Source organism: Rhodococcus sp. NPDC056516, from assembly GCF_042794655.1.
Classification (GTDB): domain Bacteria; phylum Actinomycetota; class Actinomycetes; order Mycobacteriales; family Mycobacteriaceae; genus Rhodococcus_F.
The window spans coordinates 1-19811 of the sequence record NZ_JBHTTG010000015.1; the positions used below are offsets into that span (position 1 = coordinate 1).

At 61.4% G+C, this 19811-nt stretch carries 8 protein-coding genes; 4 read left to right on the plus strand and 4 right to left on the minus strand.

Translation table 11 applies throughout. The annotated features are described in order from the left end of the window. Window positions 1-101 precede the first annotated feature (101 nt). Window positions 102-4223: an amino acid adenylation domain-containing protein gene (locus ACFQ6Y_RS30210; RefSeq protein WP_378640504.1), complete on the plus strand. Its 4122-nt coding sequence runs from the start codon at window positions 102-104 to the stop codon at window positions 4221-4223. A 34-nt stretch (window positions 4224-4257) separates the two neighbouring features. Here the strand turns inward: ACFQ6Y_RS30210 and ACFQ6Y_RS30215 are convergent, their stop codons facing one another. Then, on the minus strand, window positions 4258-4938 hold the full coding sequence (locus tag ACFQ6Y_RS30215) for a glyoxalase (protein ID WP_378640507.1): 681 nt from the start codon (window positions 4936-4938) through the stop codon (window positions 4258-4260). Between the two features lie 247 nt (window positions 4939-5185). Between ACFQ6Y_RS30215 and ACFQ6Y_RS30220 the strand changes: the two genes are divergently transcribed. After that, window positions 5186-8290, plus strand: coding sequence for a multicopper oxidase family protein (locus ACFQ6Y_RS30220; protein ID WP_378640519.1), 3105 nt, complete (start codon window positions 5186-5188; stop codon window positions 8288-8290). A 118-nt stretch (window positions 8291-8408) separates the two neighbouring features. After that, window positions 8409-9647: a DUF222 domain-containing protein gene (locus ACFQ6Y_RS30225; protein ID WP_378640509.1), complete on the plus strand. Its 1239-nt coding sequence runs from the start codon at window positions 8409-8411 to the stop codon at window positions 9645-9647. 86 nt (window positions 9648-9733) lie between these two features. On the opposite strand, the gene ACFQ6Y_RS30230 is transcribed toward ACFQ6Y_RS30225, so the two are convergent. Genes ACFQ6Y_RS30230 through ACFQ6Y_RS30240 form a run of 3 tightly spaced genes read right to left on the minus strand, consistent with a single transcriptional unit; the run spans window position 9734 to window position 14216 of the window. Then, entirely contained in the window at window positions 9734-10705 is a 972-nt protein-coding gene (locus ACFQ6Y_RS30230) for an antibiotic biosynthesis monooxygenase (protein WP_378640511.1), read from the minus strand. Then, window positions 10702-13395, minus strand: a complete 2694-nt coding sequence (locus ACFQ6Y_RS30235) for a molybdopterin-dependent oxidoreductase (protein WP_378640513.1) — start codon at window positions 13393-13395, stop codon at window positions 10702-10704. The genes ACFQ6Y_RS30230 and ACFQ6Y_RS30235 overlap by 4 nt, the downstream gene beginning before the upstream one ends. Then, window positions 13392-14216, minus strand: coding sequence for an FAD binding domain-containing protein (locus tag ACFQ6Y_RS30240; RefSeq protein ID WP_378640515.1), 825 nt, complete (start codon window positions 14214-14216; stop codon window positions 13392-13394). The genes ACFQ6Y_RS30235 and ACFQ6Y_RS30240 overlap by 4 nt, the downstream gene beginning before the upstream one ends. A 260-nt stretch (window positions 14217-14476) precedes the next feature. Here ACFQ6Y_RS30240 and ACFQ6Y_RS30245 point away from each other — a divergent pair. Next, on the plus strand, window positions 14477-19811 hold a 5335-nt coding region (locus ACFQ6Y_RS30245; RefSeq protein WP_378640517.1), incomplete at its 3' end, for an amino acid adenylation domain-containing protein.

A 19811-nucleotide genomic window follows, 5' to 3' on the forward strand; every position in this document is an offset into this window, starting at 1 on the left:
TCCCGTTGTCGAGTGCGGGGAAGTTGGATCGGAAGGCGTTGCCGGAGCCTGTTTTTGGTTCGCGGGTGTTTCGGGCGCCGGTTTCTGGTTCGGAGCGTGTGGTGGCTGCTGCGTTTGCGGTGGTGTTGGGGTGTGGGTCGCGGGTTGGGTTGGATGATGATTTCTTCGTGTTGGGTGGTAATTCACTGAATGCGACCAGACTCATCAGCCGCATCAACCAACACGCCGGTAGCGCGTTGCCGCTTCGCGCGTTGTTCGATCATCCATCCGTGGTGGAACTTGCTGCGGCACTCGACAATGCAGAGCGTGCCGATCGGCTCGCCCTCCTTGCACACGCACGCCCGGAACAGATCCCACTCTCGCTCGCGCAGAGTCGGATGTGGTTCCTCAATCAATACGACGTCGCGTCTGCGGCCTACAACATTCCGTTGGCTATCCGCCTCTCAGGTGCCGTCGACGTCCCTGCGCTTCGTGGTGCGGTGGGCGACGTCCTGGCACGCCACGAGTCGCTGCGTACGATGTTCCCCGACAACGGCGACGGCCCCGTCCAGGTCATCCTGCCTCCCGAAAACGTCGAGTTCGATCTGAGCCCGATCGATGTCGACCGAGGCAATCTCGACACGCACGTACTCGGCATCCTTTCCGAGGGCTTCGACGTCACAGCCTCGGTCCCGATTCGGGTGAAGCTGTTCCGAGTCGAAGAATTCGAGCATGTGCTCGTGATGTCGGTCCATCACATCAGTGCGGACGGTGTGTCCATGGCGCCGTTGGCTCGGGACGTGATGGTTGCCTACTCGGCGCGGCTCACCGGCCAGCCGCCCTTCTGGGCGCCGCTGGAGATCCAGTATGCCGACTTTGCGCTGTGGCAGCGGGCGCTCCTCGGTGACGAGGCGGACCCGAACAGCATCGCATCGACTCAAATCGACTACTGGAAAACAACGTTGGACGGGATCCCGGACGTTCTGGAATTGCCGACCGATCGACCACGCCCGGCGGTGGCCACCCAGAACGGTGCGATGGTTCGCTTCGACATCGCGCCCGAAGTCATGGATCGCGTACGTGAGATCGCCGATCTCCATCACGCAAGTGTGTTCATGGTGATCCACGCGGTGTATGCGGCGCTGCTGGCGAGATTGTCGGCGAGCACCGACATCGTCGTCGGCACACCGGTGTCCGGACGAGGTGAGGCCGCTGTCGAGGATTTGATCGGAATGTTTGTCGGCACAGTCGTTCTGCGAACAGATGTCGACTCCGCACTGACGTTCTCGGCGTTGCTCGATCAGGTGCGTGACCGAGATCTGAGCGCATTCGGCCACGTCGATGTGCCCTTCGAGAGGCTTGTCGATGTACTGAAACCTGTTCGCTCACAAGCTCACACACCGCTGTTCCAAGTTGCGCTGGCCTACGAGTACGTCGAGGACGCTGTCTTCGAGCTTCCTGACCTTCGTGTGTCGGCTCTCGAATTCGACGTCACTCCAGCTCAATTCGATCTGGCGTTGACGCTGTTCGAGACTACGGAATCCGAAGGCTCAGACTCCGAGTCGGTAACGGTGAGTGGATCGTTGACCTACGCAACCGATCTGTTCGACCGGTCCACGGTTGCATTGTTTGCCGAGCGATTCGTCATGCTGCTCGCTCAACTAACCGAAGACCCTGCCAGAGTTCTCGGTCATGTCGACATTCTGAATCGTGACGAGCAGAACCTGCTGGTGCCGGTGCGAGGCCTGGCGGCGGCGCATCCGGCGACGCTTTCCGAGCTGATTTTTGCTGCGGTCTCGTCGAATCCGACGGGGATCGCCTTCCTGTGGAATGACCGCGCCGTCACCTATGCAGAAGCCGACGAACTCTCGACCCGTCTGGCTCACGTTCTCTTGGAACGAGAAGTCTCGCCGGAAACATTTGTGGCTCTCGCTCTTCCGCGATCACTCGAGTCTGTGCTCGCAGTCTGGGCAGTGGCCAAGACCGGTGCCGCGTATCTGCCGGTCGACCCGAGCTATCCGGCCGAGCGCATCGAGCACATCCTCGGAGACTCTCGGGCAAAGCTCGGTGTGACGATTGCCGAGCATCGTCGGTTCCTGCCCGACGACGTCGAATGGCTGATTCTCGAGGACATCGCCGAAGAACTGGCGGCAGCCCCGGTGAGCCCTCTCGACACACCCGCACGAATCGACAATCCGGCATACATGATCTACACCTCGGGTTCGACGGGGAAGCCGAAGGGAGTCGTGGTCACCCACGGTGGTCTCGCGAACCTTGCAGCCGAACGTCGTGAGCACTATCGCGTCGACTCGCACTCACGATTCCTGCACAACACCTCGCCGAGCTTCGACATGTCGGTCGGAGAGATGATGTCGGCGCTCTCCGCGGCGGCGACTCTGGTCGTCACACCACCCTCCATTCTCGGCGGCGACGAGTTGTCGCGGTTCATGATCGACCGCGAGGTCACCCACGCACTGATCACTCCGGCGATGTTGACGTCGATGGAACCGGAGGGGCTCGAGGAGCTTCGAGTTCTCGGTGTCGGCGGTGAAGCGGTTTCCGCCGAACTGGTCAATCGTTGGCAGCCTGGTCGAACCATGCTCAACGGGTACGGACCAACCGAGGCCACCGACATCTCCACCGTCGGTGATCTTGTCGCGGGGAAGCCGGTCACGATCGGATCGCCGGTACGCGGTTTCGGCACGGTGATCCTCGACGCTCGACTGCTACCGGTGCCGATCGGGACACCGGGTGAACTGTACGTGTCGGGGCCGGCTCTAGCCCGTGGATACCACGATCAGCCCGTGCTCACGGCGACCCGATTTGTTCCCAACCCGCATGGGCAGCCGGGGGATCGTATGTATCGAACGGGTGACATCGCAGCGTGGACACCCGAACTCACCATCGAGTATCGGGGCAGGACCGACAGTCAGGTCAAGATTCGTGGTCACCGCATCGAACTCGGTGAGATAGATGCGGCACTGCACGCCCACCCGGACGTCGATGTGGCCATGGCCCTCGGCAGGCGGACACCGTCCGGGGACACGGCGCTGGTGGCGTATGTCGTGCCGGCGCCGGGAACTGCGCCGGAGGCGGGCCACGTTATCGCATTCGTATCCGAGTTCTTGCCGCGTCACATGATCCCGAGTGCCGTCGTCTTCATCGACAAGGTGCCGACGACACCGACAGGGAAGGTCGACGAGAAGGCATTGCCGACTCCTGATTTTGCGTCGAAGATCGTGTATCGGGAACCGAGCACACTTTCGGAAATCGCTGTGGCCAGGGCCTTCTCTGAGGTTCTCGAAATCGCTGACATCGGCGCCGACGACAACTTTTTCGAACTCGGTGGCAACTCACTGTCGGCGATTCGGGTGGTGACAAAGCTGCGGGCTTCCCTCGCCGGGGAGATACCGCTGCAGTGGTTGATGACCGAGCCGACTCCGGCGTCGATTGCGATGCGTATCGATTCCCGCCAAGACACTGCCGGTGCGCTGGACGTAGTCTTCCCGATTCGAACCACCGGTGAACGGCCGCCCATGTTCTTCGTCCATCCGATCATCGGCCTGGCCTGGAGTTACGCCGGCTTGGCGCCGTATATCGATTCGGCAACTCCGATGTACGGAATCCAAACTCCGGCAGTTTCGTCCGGGGACCCGTTGCCGGAGTCCATCGAACTCACCGCTGCCAGGTATCTCGAGGAGGTGCGGCGAATCCAGCCTGAAGGCCCCTACCACCTCGCCGGTTGGTCGCTGGGTGGAGTGATCGCACACTCGATGGCGGTGCAATTGCAGGCAGTGGGCGAGTCGGTCGATTCGTTGGTGATGCTGGACAGCTTCGCCCGTGCCAGTGAAGACAGTGAAGACGGTGAAGACAGTGAAGACACTGAAGGCACTGAAGATTCGGACGCAGAAGACGGCTCGGATATGGGACTCGAGTTCGCGCAAGCCATGGGTGAACTGACGGCGGAAAACGTCGGCAGGCTTGTCTTGGCGGCCCAGCACAACGACACATTGATGAAAACCTATCAGCCGGGGATCTTCGATGGTGACGTGCTGTACTTCACTGCAGCGCTGGATGATCCGTGGCTGAACCGTGGAGCCGATTCATGGCGTGCGTACGTGAGCGGGGATATCGTGAATCATCCCGTCGAGTGCACTCACTGGGACATCACCTCGCCCGCTGCGCTCGAGACCGTTGGTCCGTTGATCGCGCACAGCTTGGAGAGGATTCACGGGATGTCCTGAGTCGCTCGGGCGTGCAGGCAGGACACTGTCCGGCTCAGGAATGGGCGCTCTCCCAGGCGAAACCGTCGGGATCCGCGAAGGGTTCGGAAGCGCCGGTGATGGTGATCCGGTGCGATCCGGTGCCTTCCGGAGCGAGCCCGGCATCCTTCGCCAAGGCGCGCCGCCCATACAGTGCCAGTGTGACATTGCCTGCTGCACTGGTGAATTCGACGTACTTGCGGCCGAAGCTCTTGGACACCTCGAGTCCATGGTCGAGGTAGAACTGCTTGCTGGCCTTGACGTCTTCGGCGCCGAGCAGCAGCACGAGGCTGTCGATCGTGCGGGTGGCCGGCGCGTTGTTCTTCTTCGACGACGTGGCGATCTTCCAGATCGAACCGTCGGGAGCCTGAACAACTCCGCCGTATCCCCAGAGGGATTTCTTGACCGGCTTCAACTCGATGGCACCGGCTGCGAGAGCTGCGCCGACGAATGCATCGACGATGTTCGGTTGGGAGACGACGAGCGAAAGGGTATATCCACGAAACCCGGTTGTCGGTTCTGTGGATGCGCGTAGCTGGATTCGATCTCGGACGCCGAGAGCGTCGTAAAAAGCCTCGGCTGCCGCGAGGTCCGGGACGTCGAGGATCACGGACTGCGCGGTGGTCCTCTGGGCGCTCCCTGCCGATGTGTGGTTTGACGACGTGTGGTTGGAAGTGGACTTCTGTGGTGTGTTCATGTGTTTCAACGTAATTGCGGGCCCCTTGGCCGTGCTTCTCGATTCCTGATCGGTTTGGTGAGCCACCTTGCGGCATGCATCTCGGAAGCGGGCACTGCGCGGGCAATTTGTCGTGAATATCCTGTTCAGCGGATGTTTTCTCGATAGGCTGTGAGCGCTGATCGGACGTATCTCACGCCACCATGGAACGGGGAAACCAGTGATCGCACTGCGAGGAAAGTCGTTGGCCGCGGTAGTAGTGGTGTCGATGACGGTGGCGTTGGGCGCGTGTACCTCCGGTGAATCGGCGCCTGACGCGGGCGCTCACTACGGCTCGGACGGTTCCCCTGTCGACTACCGGGAGCCGGTGAAACTGAGCAGTCGAGATGGTGTCCTCGAAGTGCGGTTGTCCGCTCATCAGGGAGTGATTCCGCTCGATACCGCGTCGGCGCCGGTGTCGAATTTCCTGCTGTTCGGGTACGAAGTCATTCGCGGTACGGCCTCGGACGGGTCGACCTCGGCGAGTGACGTCTATCCTGCGCCGACTCTCCGGGTCAACCCCGGGGAGCGGTTGATCATTCATTACGACAACGATCTGCAGGATCTCACGGTCGAGGACTTCTACGATCCGGCGTTCACTCCGGCGGGCGGGGATGTGCCGATCTACCCGCCGGCGCTGTCGTCGGCTCCACTGAATCTGCACACGCACGGAGTTCACGTGAGTCCGGACGGTAATGCCGACAACGTGTTGCTCAACATCCCCGCCGGCCAGGGAAATGTTTACGACTACGAGATTCCGGGGACGATGCCGAACGGTCTGTACTGGTATCACAGTCACCGGCACACCCTCACTGCGCAGCAGACTTACATGGGTCTGGCCGGACTACTGGAAATCGGCCGGCCGGACGGCAATTTGCCTGTCGTGACGGCGAACGACATTCCGATCCGCGATATGGCACTGCAGTACAACTTCGTGTTCGACCGCAAGGGGAAGGGCCGGCAGCTCAACGACGCGAACTGGCCCCAATTCGTCAGTACCTTGACGCCGCCCACCGGCACGGAATTGGCCGACGGTACCTACCGTCCGAGCTTGGCGCCGGTGAATTTCTCGGAAACCACGGAGGGAGCACAGTATTTCACCAACTGGTACAGCGGACCGCTGTCGCCGGCCAACCATCGTGGACAGAATCAATTCGTGCCAGGCAACCTTCAGAGCTTCGCGGGCGAATCGACGAGAGTCCCGGCTGACCCCTCCCTGCCCGACAACCAACGCGACGTGCAGTACACCGTGAACGGTCAATTTCAGCCGTCCCTGAGATTGAAGCCGGGTCAGACCGAGATCTGGGTCCTCGCCAACATCAGCGACTTCGCCTACATGCCGGTCACGTTGACGGAAACCGCGACCGGCGCTCATCCGAAGTTCGCGATCGTGGGCCAGGACGGAAATCCATTCGACGAGGTCAGGCCACCTGTGGACGGCGACGGAACCAGGCTGGTGATTCCGCCGGCCTCGCGATACGCGATTGCGGTGACGATGCCGGAGGCCGGCGATCTGGTGCTGGAAATGCCACCGCTCGAAGGTGCAAAGCCGGTGAGCAATCCAGGCATTCTGTACACAAACAACGGCACCGACAATCCGCCGGCCGAACTCGGAACCGTCACTGTCGACCCGTCGGTGATCAGCTACGCGGACGGATTCTTCACGTTCCCGACTCAACAGTTGATCCGCGCGACACCAGATGAGGGCGAAGGAACGACGACTCCATTCGACTTCGGACAAAAACTGGACACTTACACCTCGTTCGTGGATACCGCAGCGATGACGCCCGACGTGACCCGCAACCTCACAGTCTCGGGCGGATTCGGAAACGAGAAGGCCAGCAACAGTGATCCGAAAGCCTTCACCTACGAGTTCGCCGACAACACGTTCCCCAACATTCCGCTGATTCAACCGCGTTTGAATTCCGTTGAGGAATGGAAGATCACGAACCTCAACAACGACGAACATCCGAAGCATATTCACGTCAACGACTTCCAGGTGACGGAAGTCGTGGATCCCGTCGCAGGTACCACGACGGGCGTTCAGCCGTGGGGAATCGACAACGTGAACGTGCCGGCGCCGGTGACGGACGAGAACGAGAATGCGCTGGAACCAGCATCGGTGACGTTGCGGACGAAGTTCACCGAGTACACCGGAACCTTTGTCATCCATTGCCATCGACTCAATCACGAGGACAACGGATTGATGGCGACTGTCAACGTGATTCCAGAGGTGTCGACATACGCAGTGGCCGTACCCGGGTCGGCCGGAGTTCCCGCCAAAGTTCAGATATTCGATGCCAACGGCGACAAGCTGATCTCCACCGTCACTCCCTTCCCGTCGTTCGAAGGCACGCCGAGCGTTGCGATGGCCGACGTGAACGGAGACATGGTGCTTGATCTGGTGGCTGGAACAGGTGCAGGCTCGGCTCCGGAAGTGGTGGCGTACAACGCAGTCGGAGGCGTGCCGTTCACCGACGAGTTGGCAAGATTTGCACCTTTCGATTCGGGGTTCCGTGGTGGAGTGAACGTAGGCGGCGTCGACATCGACGGAAATGCTCTGGCGGACAACATCATCGTTGCGTCAGGCCCAGGAATGGAGTCGCAGGTCAAGATCTACTCCACCGACCTTCCGGCGGACAAGAAGTCCGCGCCGGCAGAATTCGGCTCCTTCTCTCCGTATCCGGGTTCGAGTAGCGGCGTCACTTTTGCAACCGGGATGGTGGACAGTCACTCCGGTCGGGCGAGCATCGTGACCGCGCCGGGTGCCGGCGACGAACCTTTGGTCAAGACGTTCCGCTACGACCTGTACGAGCCGACGGCAGCTGCGCAGGGCGACTCCGATGAACACGCAGGTCATGCGGATGGTCCGGTGACGACATCACAGTTCTTGGCCTTCGATCAGGGCTATCGCGACGGGGTGTCGCTCGCGACGGGATGGGTGGCCGGCGCCGAGGGCGGAGCCAAATCGATCGTGGCGGGCATGCTCGGAGGGGAGGGTTCAGTCCGTGTCTTCTCGAGTGGATCCAGGCTAGACGGCGCGCCCGAGATGTACCTCGAGAGCCCTGACCATCATTCGGCGGACGTAGAGTTTCGGGAAGTCGCAGCCTTCGATCCGTTCGCCGGTCCAGGATCGGGCGTCGAAGTAGCGACGACGAGCACGACTACCGGCGCGGATCTCCTTGTGAGTGGTAGCAACGGAACGGGTGCCGAAGTTCGGAAACTCACGCTGGGTCGCGCCGATCCGTCCGCGACTACATTGACACCGACGCTTGTGAGAACGCTCCCGCCCTATCCTGTCGGTGGGGGAGCCTTGCCGCTCGGTGGTCGATGATCGCGTTTGCTTCAGTTTCGAAAGTAGTTCGATTTCAACAGGTCTCGAGTTGTGAGCGTTTCTGAAGTTGTCCGTTATGTCTCTAGGTATCGAAAGTATGTTCGATTAAACTCTCGGTATGGACAGTCGGGAAGCGTGGCAGCTGGATGGCGAGGGCCTCAAGTGTGAGGTTCTGGATCTGGTGCGTGTCCGGCATGAGTTGCAGTCGCGGATGGTGTTGCTGATCGTGGAGATGTTTTCCCGGGAGACTGTGGTCGGGAAGGGTTTTCGGGCGATCGCGCAGTGGTTGCATGGTTCGACGAATTTGGAGATCGGTGAGTGCAGTCTGCTGGTCAGTTTGGCGCGGTTGCTGTTGCTCGAACCTGTTGTGGCGGATGCTTTTCACCGGGGCGATGTGGATGCGTTGAAGGCGCGTCAGGTGGCGTCGTTTTGTCAGCATCCGCCTAAGAACATGACCCCGGCGGATGTGGACAAGGCCCGCGGGATCCTGCTTGACTTGGCGTCGAAGAATATTGCGGATTGTGATGCGGTGCGGGCGGCGATTCGGCGGATCGAGAAGCAGTTCGGAAAACGTGAGGACGGTGTTCCGGTCGGGGAGGATTCGGAGCGTAACGAGTTCTATGCGTCGAAAGGCTTGTATGGGCGCGTGTCGGTGAAGGGCGATCTGGATGCTGTCAACGGGGCCCGTTTGATCACGTTGTGGTCGAGTTTGTCGGCGCCGACGCCGGAGAAGGACGGCGTGAAGGACACTCGCACTCCGGCGCTGCGGCGGGCGGATGGGTTTTGCGAGTTGTTGCGGCGGTATGAGCGGGCGGGGTTGGGTCCGATCGAGGGTGGGGTGAAACCGCACATCACGGTGACTGCGTCGGCGAAGGACATGACGGACCTCAAAGCCTTGAAGGATCTACTGCCGTCCACCGAAGAACTGGGGTTCGCGTGGACGGATTGGGTGGGGCCGATCAGTATCGACACTGCACGGATGTTGGCGTGCGATTGCACGGTCACCCGGATTTTGTTGGATGAGAATGGTGTTCCGCTCGACTGCGGCAAGGAAGTGCGAACGGCGACGGTTCCCCAGCGGCGGGCGTTGGCCGTCCGTGATGGTGGGTGCGCGTTTCCGGGGTGCGGGACACCGTCGGGGTGGTGCGATGCTCATCATATTGTTCACTGGAATGATGGTGGCCCAACGGATCTCGACAATCTGATCTTGTTGTGCGGTCACCATCATCGGACACTGCACCACACGCAGTGGCGGGTCGAGATCGGCCCCGACCGAAAAACAGTGTTCTATCCGCCGATGTCGATCGACCCGTATCAGCAGCCGATCGGCGGGAACAGTCCACCGACAGCGGCGTGAACCGACATAACTGAAAATGCCAGCGCGTGTACCGGGGAAGAATCATGCCCTGGTGCACACGCTGGCGTTTTCGTGTTCCGTCGAGTTCAAGGCAGCGACCAGAACTGAGTAGTCACGAGGTAGAAGACGACAACCCAGAACAAGGTCACAGCGGCAACGATTGCCACTCCTTGCGCGTTGGTCTTCGCCACAGGAATCCCCGGAGTCGGTCGCAGCCAACGGCGCAGGAGTCGATTCACGTAGTACGGCATCGTGAAGAAACTCATGATGAAGCTCGACAGCAGATTGCCGATCAACAATCCCAGCCAGAGCGGCAACTTCAGCGGCGACAGGGCCAGGGTAAGTAGCACGACCGTCGGGTAGAGGCCGACCCAGACGGCGATCGAGGTTTTTGTCTCCGAAGGTGGCGGGGCCTCGTTTCCGTTCTCGTCGAAAGCAAACCAACTGCCGAACGAATTGTCGACGGTCCGCAGTTCGAAGTCGTGGAACTTGCGGCCCTCGGCGAGGCGTTGTTGTCGTTCAGGGGAAGTCAGCCACGTGTCGAGATGGGCGGCGTTGTCGAAGCGATAGAGCAGCGTCCATTCATCCTGCACACCGTCGACGGGGCGAAACAGCTCGGTGCCGCGAAATCCGTCGAAAGCACTCTCCACTTCGCGAAGACGGTCCTGCCAGGCGAGGAACTCGTCGATACTGTCGTCACCGACTCGGTGCGTCACCACGACGGTCAGCAACGGGTCCGGAGGTTTGATCCCGCCGCTCACGACCTGCTGCGTGGCCGGGCCGTCGAAGTACTGACGACCGTTCTCCAGGTGGTCCTGCCTCGTCGCGCTGTTGATCCACGCTTGAACATGTGCGATGGAGTCGAAGCGGTACACGATCACCCAATCAGGTTGGGTAGGCGTCGGAGCCGCAATTTCTGCTCCGAGGAAGCCCGCGTAATCTGCGGCTGCTCGGTTGAGATCTTTCTGCCAGACCTCGAACTCTTTCTCCAGTCCGGCGCGCACTCGCTGGCCGATGATTACTGTTGCCGCGCTGTCTGCCGAGGTGTTCGCGGTCATCGGTTCAGGCCCGTGTAGATGCGCTCGGGGGTGAGCGGTAGCGACCGGAATCGCGACCCGGTGGCATCCTGCAGTGCGTTCGCCAGCGCAGGGGCGACCGGATTGATGCAGCACTCTGCCATTCCCTTGGAGCGGAGCGGACCAACGGAGTCGGACGAATCGACGAGGATCACCTCGGTGCGAGGGACGTCTGCATAGGTCGGTATCCGGTAGTTACGCAGGTTCGGGTTCATCATCGCGCCATGCGCGTCTACGTGGAAGTTCTCGGTCAAGGCGAAGCCGATGCCTTGGGCAACGCCACCTTCGATCTGTCCCCGCACCTGCGCCGGATTGATGATCACCCCAGCGTCGGTGGCTTGGACGCTGTAGAGAATGCGAATCTCACCGGTGATGCGGTGGACGGCAATCCTGAAGCCATGGGTATTGGACACCACGCTGCGCGGAGATCCGTATGCCTTCCGAGCCTCGGTGAATCGGATCCCGCGCGGGCGTGCTGCCTCGAGTAACTCTTGCAGTGTTACCCGAGTGCTACCGCAGACGATCTTGTCGTCGTCCATCGAGCATTGGTCTATCGCGACGCCGGTGTGGTGCGCCGCGAAGGCCAGTAGCCGGTCACGTAGTGCGTTCGACGCGCGAAGGACGGCGTTGCCGGCAACAAACAGCCCGGCGCTGGCGAAAGCGCCTGTGTCGAAACCGGTTCGGTCGGTGTCCGACTGAATGATTCGCACGCGCGACGGTGTGGTGCCCAGCTGATGTGCGGCGATCTGCACGTGGGCGGTAGAGGTTCCCTCGCCGAATTCGACTGTGCCGATGGCAAGTTCGTACACACAGTCCTCGCCGAGAGTGAGCCAGGCCTCGGAAATGTGCTCGGTGGGAGGTGCTGTCTCATGTAGAGAACTTGCGGTACCGGTCCCGATAAGCCAATCGTCTCCGAGGGATGGGACCGGATGGCGGTTCAATGCGGCGTCGATCAGATCGATGCATTGCCCCAGTCCGTCTTCGGTGAAGATCACGTCGTCGGGGCCGTCCTCGAGTGCGACCAGCGAATCGCCCGGTCGCACGATATTGCGTCGACGCAGCTCTAGCGGGTCCATGTCCAGTGCGACGGCCAACTCTGTCATCGCCGATTCCACGGCGAAAGCGGGCTGAGTCATCCCGTATCCGCGCAACGCACCACTCGGAACATTGTTCGTGTACACGGAATACGCATCGAACTTCTTGTTCGCACAGCGGTAGAGCGAGACTGCCGCGCCGCCGGCAAAGAGTGTCTCTCCGCCGTGGTTTCCGTACGCACCGGTGTTCGAGATGTTTCGGTACTGAAAGGCTGTGAGGGTGCCGTCCGACTTGGCACCAAGTTTGATTGTCAGCTTCATCGGATGACGTGGTGACGCAGTGGTGAACTCTTCTTCGCGGGTGAATTCCAGGCAGACGGGACGGCCGGTGTCCAGGGTGGCGAGCGCCACCAGATCTTCGCTGATCACTTCTTGTTTTCCGCCGAACCCGCCGCCCACGCGCTTGCAGAACACTCGTAGTTGATCCGGGCGGAGGTCGAAGAGGTGGGCAAGTTTGACCTTGGCGATCGAGGGAGACTGCGAACTTGTGCGAACGTGGAGGCGGCCATTTTCCATCCACGAGATCGATCCGTGCGTCTCGAGGTGTGCGTGCTGAACCCGCGGTGAGAAGTAGGTGCCTTCGTGGATGACGTCGGCCTCCGCGAAACCGGCGTCGACATCGCCGACGTGGCCGTGAATTTCGAGCAGGATGTTGCGTTCGGGATCTCTGACAAAGGGATCGTCGGACCCGTGCAGGGCCGGAGCGCCGTCGGCCATGGCCTCTTCCGGATCGAACACAGCAGGCAGGATCTCGTACTCGACTTTCACCTTCCGGCGGCCTTCTTCCGCGGCGACGACGGAGTCGGCGAGTACGGCGACGACACGCTGGCCCACGAAACGTACGACGTTGTCGAGGATGTACGTATCGTCCGGGTCTACAAGGTGGTCGGTATGAATTGCCGTGGTGAAGAGCTTGCGCGGCACGTCTTTCCAGGTGTAGACGCGATGCACGCCAGGGACAGCGAGAGCGTCGGTGGTGTCGATGGAGGTGATGCGTGCATGGGCGTGAGGCGAGTGCAGCACTTTCAGGTGCAGCATGCCGTCGATTTCGGTGTCCATCGTGTACTCGGCGCGTCCGGTTACCACTTCGGTCGCCGCCGGCGCGCCTACGCTTGTTCCGACTGCTTGACCGGGGAGGGCAACCTCGATTGCACTGACACCGCTGACAGCGTCTTCGATGGATCGGTAACCGGTGCAGCGGCACAGGTTTCCCTTGAGCGCTCGCGGCAAGTCTTCTTTCTGCTCGTCGGTGAGTGCCGCCGAGGTCATGATCATCCCAGCGGTGCAGAACCCACACTGAAAACCGGGTGCGTCTCGGAACTGCTGCTGAATCGGATGGAGATCTTCGGGCGTGCCTAGTCCCTCGATCGTGGTCACGTCGTGACCGTCGGCGCGAAACGCGGGCGTGATGCAACTGTGGATCGGTGCGCCGTCGAGCCACACCGTGCAGGCCCCACAATCACCTCCGTCGCACCCCTTCTTCACTCCGTGGTGTCCCAGTTGCCGAAGGAATGTGCGCAGACACTGACCGGGGAACGGTTCCTCGTCGAACTTTCGTTCGTTCACCGTGTAGCTCATGACAGGCTCCCCGTCAGTTCGATTCGCAGCTCGTCGGCGTAGTGACGAGCGAGGTGAAGGCGGTGGTCGGGGGTTCCGTTGGGATCGTCGAACCAGCTCTCGGCGGGGATGGAGTCGACAGCTCGTCGCAGAGATTCTTCGTCTGGCATCGCGTCGAACGTCAGCCGGATCGGATGCGTTGTGCCCGCAGTGATGGTCAGGTGAAAGTCGTCCGTGCCAGGAGTCTGCACCGCGATCATGAAGATCGTCGATCGCCCGAGATGAGTGAGACTGAATCGGCGGTGGGCGTGCCGTTTGGTGAGTGCGTGCACCGGGAACTCGATGCTCCGAAGAACTTCGCCCGGCTCCAGGACGTTCTGGTGGTCGCCGGTCACGAAGTCGCAAGCGTCGACGGTTCTGACACCCCCGTCGGTAGCCCACAGTGTGAACGTGGCCTCGAGTGCTACCGCCAGCGTGATCATCGGTCCGGCGGGAAGTGACATACAGATGTTGCCGCCGACGGTGGCCGCATTCCACACCTTGAACGAGGAGAGGAAGTATTCGCAACTGACGCGAATAAGTGGACTTGCGCGCCAATTGTCCGGTGGTACAAACGCATACAGTTCGGCAACTGTGCACGTAGCTCCGACACTGAAGTGAGTCGCGCCGACGTCCAGTGGTGTCCAACCGAGTGCGGTGAGGTCGACGAGTCGACGTGTGTCGGGTTGTTCGGCGGAGAACAGCCAGGTTCCACCGGCAAGCCAGGCGTCGCCTGGACGCCACACTTCCCCTGGGCGATCCGGTGGTCGGCGTATCACGTCGGTAATGGTGGTGATGTCCATGCGCCTGCTCCCCTCGGGGGACGTGTCGTCCAGAAGTGGGACATTACCGAGGTGACGGGACACATTCACACTTTTAGTGCATATCGGGCACGTGAAACATGAGTGAAACGTATGCGACATCGGCCGGTGGATCGCTGCTTGTGCTGGCCGATTCTGGGTACGACTGCTTGAGAGGCGCGATCAGCCTCTTGCTCTCGCGCTGTTGATTCGGACGCGGCTACGCACTCGGCGGCCGCGGCGACCGTGCGGGGCGGGACACTGTGAAACCCTTCGAGGTCAAACGGACTGACACTTCTGATGAGACGCGCTTTCCGCTCTCGGCCGCGCAACGGGCAACCTGGTTCGCACAACAGCTCGATCCTGAGGTCCCGATTTTGATTGCGCATTACGTCGAGTTGCGCGGCGAATTGGACGTCGAGTTGTTGGATCGGGAAACGCGAGCGGTTGCACACGAGTTCCAATCTCCCTTGCTGAAAGTGATCGAGGTCGACGGTCAACCGATGCAGTACGTGGATGCGACTGCCGAAATCTCGGTCGGTTTTGTCGACTTCCGCGGGACCGAGGATCCGTTCGAGACTGCGCTCGAATGGATGCGCCGAGATTGCCGGACGCAAATCGACCTGGCAGTCGACGAAATCGTCGAGACGGCTGTGCTGTGTGTGGGTGACCTGCACTACCTGTGGTACAGCCGCATTCATCACGTAGCGCTCGACGGTTTCGGTGCCATGACCACGATGAACCGTATCGCGCACCGGTACTCGGCCGCGGTGGCGAAGAAGGACCCGAAACCTGCTCGTGCCGCGCCGCTGCGCACGCTGTACGACATCGACGTGCGATACAGAACGTCGGATAGATTCCTTGCCGACCGTGAGTACTGGGCCGGGCGGAACGCGGCCGTCGCCGGATCAACCACCCTGGCGGACGACTCTGGGCCCGCACAGCCCGAGAGCGCACTCGAGAGTGCTCTCCTCTCACGCCTCGGCGGTATCCGACTCGACGAATCCGAGAACCAAGCTGCAACAGTCATCGCTGCACTCGCGCTGTACCTCTCGCGGTTGACGGCGAAAGAGACTGTCCATATCCATGTTCCGATGTCCGGGCGGACAACGGCGCTGTTACGCAACTCGGGCGGAATTATGGTCAGCGTCGCACCGTTGGTGATCGCGACGGCCGGGGTCGATACCGTCGGTGAACTCGTCGCGCAGGTCCAGCGTGAGCTCATGGGTGCATTGCGACATCAGCGCTGCAGCCTCGACGACATCCGTCGGGACGCGGGCGTGAAGAGCGTTGTGGAGGAGAAAGACTCGTTTGCAGGCCCCATGGTCAACGTCATGCTGTTCCGCCAGGAGGTTCGACTGGGCGAGGTGGTGGGCGAGTACCACATAGTCACGTCCGGTCCGGTGGAGGATCTGCTGGTCAACGTGTACCCGAGTGGCGACAGGCTGCGTGTCGATTTTCGGGCGAACCCGAACCGGTACGAGGTCGCGGGTTTACGCGATCACCACCGGGATTTCCTCGAGTTACTGGAAGAGCTGATCGCGGCCGATCCCGGTGCCGAACTCTCGGCAGTACACGGCCTGACTGCGCGCGAGGGTGTGCGACGACGCCGCGAAGCCCGGCAACTCGCGTATTGGAGACATCAGCTCGCCGGGGCACCTGAACTGCTGCAACTTCCGTCCGATCGACCCAGGCCGGCAGCGCAATCGCTGCAGAGCGGACAGGTCGACGTTCGGGTCGGCGCCGACACTCACACTCGGATCACCGCCATGGCGAGTGATCTCGTGACAGACACACGTGCGGTCTTACACGCAGGCTTTGCGCTCCTGGTGAGCCGGTTGTCCGGAGCTTCGGACGTGGTGATCGGTGCGCCGACGGGATTCGGCGCGAACCTGGTGGCCGTCCGCAATCGCATCGATCTGGAGATGCCGTTCACGACGCTCCTGCACAGCGTCTCCGAAGCTCGCAGTAATGCGCTGCTGCACAGTGAGATCCGGCTCGAGCAGGTGGCGCGGGCGCTCGGCGTGGAAGATGTGCCCGCGTATGCACCGATCGTTCAGGTGACGTTCGAGTGCATCGGCAGCACCGACGAGCGACCTCGTGACGTTGGCCGTTTCGACCTCGGCGTATGTGCGGTGGAAACTTTCGACGCGGAGGGTGCACCGTCCGGAATAACGGTGGCGCTCGAGTTCGCTACCGATCTGTTCGAGCCCGAAACGGTACGTGGTTTTGGTTTACGGTTCGCGCATATCCTGGAATCCCTCACCACGGGTCCGTCAGTCGTGATCGGCGACATCGACATCCTGTCGGAGGACGAACGATCCGCGACACGGCCTGACCGCAGTGGCCGTCGCACTTCGCATCGCACCCTCGCCGAGTTGTTCGACGGTGCGGCGCGGCAACATCCCGACCGCGTAGCTCTCTCGTATCTCGGTGACGAGTTGTCGTATCGAGAAGTCGACGAGGATTCCAGTCGGATGGCTCGAATGTTGATTGCCCGCGGAATCGGTCCGGAAAACCTTGTGGCGCTAGGGTTGACGCGCTCGATCGAATCAGTTGTCGCCATGTTGGCGGTGGCGAAGACGGGTGCGGCATTTGTGCCCGTGGATCCGACTTATCCGTCTGAACGTGTTCGTTACATGCTGACCGATTCCGGCGCCACGCTGGGACTGACGGTCGTCTCGGAACTCCACCGGTTACCGGATTCGGTTCCGTGGATGGCGATGGATGACCCTGAGTTCCGTACCCACTGCGCACAGTTGTCCGGGCGTCCCGTCTCCGACATCGATCGGGTGTACTCACTCCGGCCCGACAATCCGGCGTACGTGATCTACACCTCGGGTTCGACCGGATTCCCCAAGGGAGTGATTGTCTCCCATCGTGGTCTGGAAGATCTTGCCGGCGAGCAGCGTTCGAGGTTCGGTGCGACCCAGAATTCCCGAACGCTGCACTTCTCGACGCCGAGTTTCGACGCCTCCATCTTCGAATATCTGCTGGCCTTCGGTGCCGGAGCGACCATGGTGATCGCCCCGAGCGCCATCCTCGGTGGGGACGAGCTGTCCCGATTCCTCGGCTCCGAGCAGATCACGCACGGCTTTGTCACGACCGCGGCGCTCGGAACAGTGTCACCCGATGGTCTTTCGGACTTCGGCAATGTCGTGTTCGGTGGAGAGGCGTGCCCACCGGAACTCGTACAGCGGTGGGCTCCGGGACGGAGACTGTGCAACGCCTACGGCCCGACCGAGGCCACTGTGATGTCGAACATCAGCGAACCGTTGGCGTCGTCGGAGACAATCACCGTGGGCGGACCGCTCCGTGGATTCCACGAGATCGTGCTCGATCCGCGATTGCGTCCCGTTCCCGACGGTGTTGTGGGGGAGCTGTACATCTCGGGTGAGGCGCTCGCGCGTGGCTATCACCGAAAGCGCGCCTTGACGGCAGAACGATTCGTGGCCAACCCTTTCGGCCCCACCGGGCAGCGAATGTACCGAACGGGGGACTTGGTTCGCGTCCGGCGCGGCCGTGCGCTCGAGTATGTCGGTCGTAGCGACTTCCAGGTGAAGGTTCGTGGATTCCGGATCGAGCTCGGGGAAATCGACACCGTCCTACAGTCGTGCTCGCAGGTCGAGAATGCAGTTGCGGTGGCGAGTGAAGCTCCCTCCGGCGCTACGATGATCGTCGCGTACGTCGTGCCTGCCGGCGCGAGTGCGCTGTCGACGGCCGAGTTGACGCAGTACGTCGCGGACCGCATGCCGTCGTACATGGTGCCCGCAGCGTTTGTTCTTCTCGACGAGTTGCCGATCAGTCCGTCGGGAAAGATTGATCGTGGGGCATTACCTGCGCCGCAGTTGATCGGTCGATCGGACGAGTTCAGGCCACCTGTGAGCGCCGACGAGAACCTGCTGGCCGAGCTCTTTGCTGACGTCCTGGGTGTTGCGAAGGTCGGTATCGGTGACAACTTCTTCGATCTTGGTGGGAACTCGTTGGTTGCGACGAGGCTGATCGCGCGTGTCAACTCCGGTGCAGCAGTCGATTTCGGGGTGCGAGCATTGTTCGAGGCACCGACAGTCGAATCGCTGGCGGTGAAAGTGCGTGATGCGAAGGCATCCGGCCTCGATCATTCTCGATCGAGGCGTCCTCTCTTGCAGAGACATTCGCGTCCGGACACAGTGCCGGTGTCCCTGGCGCAACAACGCCTGTGGTTTGTCAACCAGTTCGACACGTCATCCCCGGCCTACAACATTCCCATGGCGGTTCGACTCTCAGGAGCATTGGATGCCGCTGCGCTGCGGGCCGCAGTGGGAGATGTCGTCGATCGTCATGAATCGCTTCGGACCGTCTACCCCGCCTCGGTGGACGGCCCACTGCAAGTCGTAGTTCCCCCGGAGCGCGTGATGTCGCAGATGGCGTGGGACGAGGAAGCAGCGGACGAGGAAGAACTGGACGAGCGGATTGCCGAACTCGCTCGACAAGGATTCGACGTGAGTGTGGATGTGCCCCTTCGCGGCACTCTCTTTCGGATCGCTCCGGACGAACGTGTGCTCGTACTGGTTGTTCACCATATTTCGGCGGACGGAGCGTCCCTCGAGCCGCTCGCCCGTGACCTGGCCCGCGCCTACGAAGCGAGAGCAGCGAATCAGATACAGGGCTGGCCCCCGTTGCCCGTCCAGTACGCCGACTACAGCCAATGGCAGGTCGCGTTACTCGGAAGTGACGCCGATCCGGACACTCTCGCGTCGAAGCAGTTGGACTATTGGACGTCGACCCTGTCCGGTCTGACTGACGTGATCGACCTTCCGCTGGATCGACCTAGACCGGCCGAACGGTCCATGCGCGGTGATTCGGTCCGATTCTCGGTGCCCGCGGACGTGCACAGTGACCTTCTCGATCTCGCGCGGCGCGTCAACGCAACTCCCTTCATGGTGATGCACGCGGTGTTGGCGGTGCTGTTGGCGCGACTGAGCGACTCGGCCGACATAGCAATCGGCACTCCGGTGGGAGGGCGCGCTGAGCAAGCGCTCGACAATCTGGTCGGGATGTTCGTCAACACGCTGGTCCTGCGAACCGCCATTGATACTGCCGCGACTTTCGAGGACATTCTTGCCCGGACTCGCGAAGTGGATCTGGCAGCGTTCGGGCATACCGAGGTGCCGTTCGAGAGCGTTGTCGACGCGATTGCGCCGCAGCGTTCGACGTCGCATTCACCCCTCTTCCAAGTTCTGTTGGAGTTTCAGAGCGTCGCCCACCCCCATCTCGAACTGCCAGGACTCGTTGTCGATGCGATCCCGGTGGATATCGGTGTCGCAAAATTCGACTTGCAGTTGGCGCTCTCCGAACGGCACGGCCAGGACGGCATTCCCGCCGGCTTCGATGCAGCCTTCACCTATGCCTCGGACATCTTCGAGGCCGGCACGGTCACGGAGTTCGGGGAGCGGTTCGTCCGTCTACTGAGGTCGGTCGTGGCGAATCCTACTGCGCCGGTTGGTGATGCGGAGATCCTTGCTGCGGGTGAGCGTGGGTTGGTGGTGGGTGGTTGGGATGGTGTGGGGGTGGTGGTGGGGGGTTTGACGTTGGTGGATGTGTTGGATGGTCGGTTTG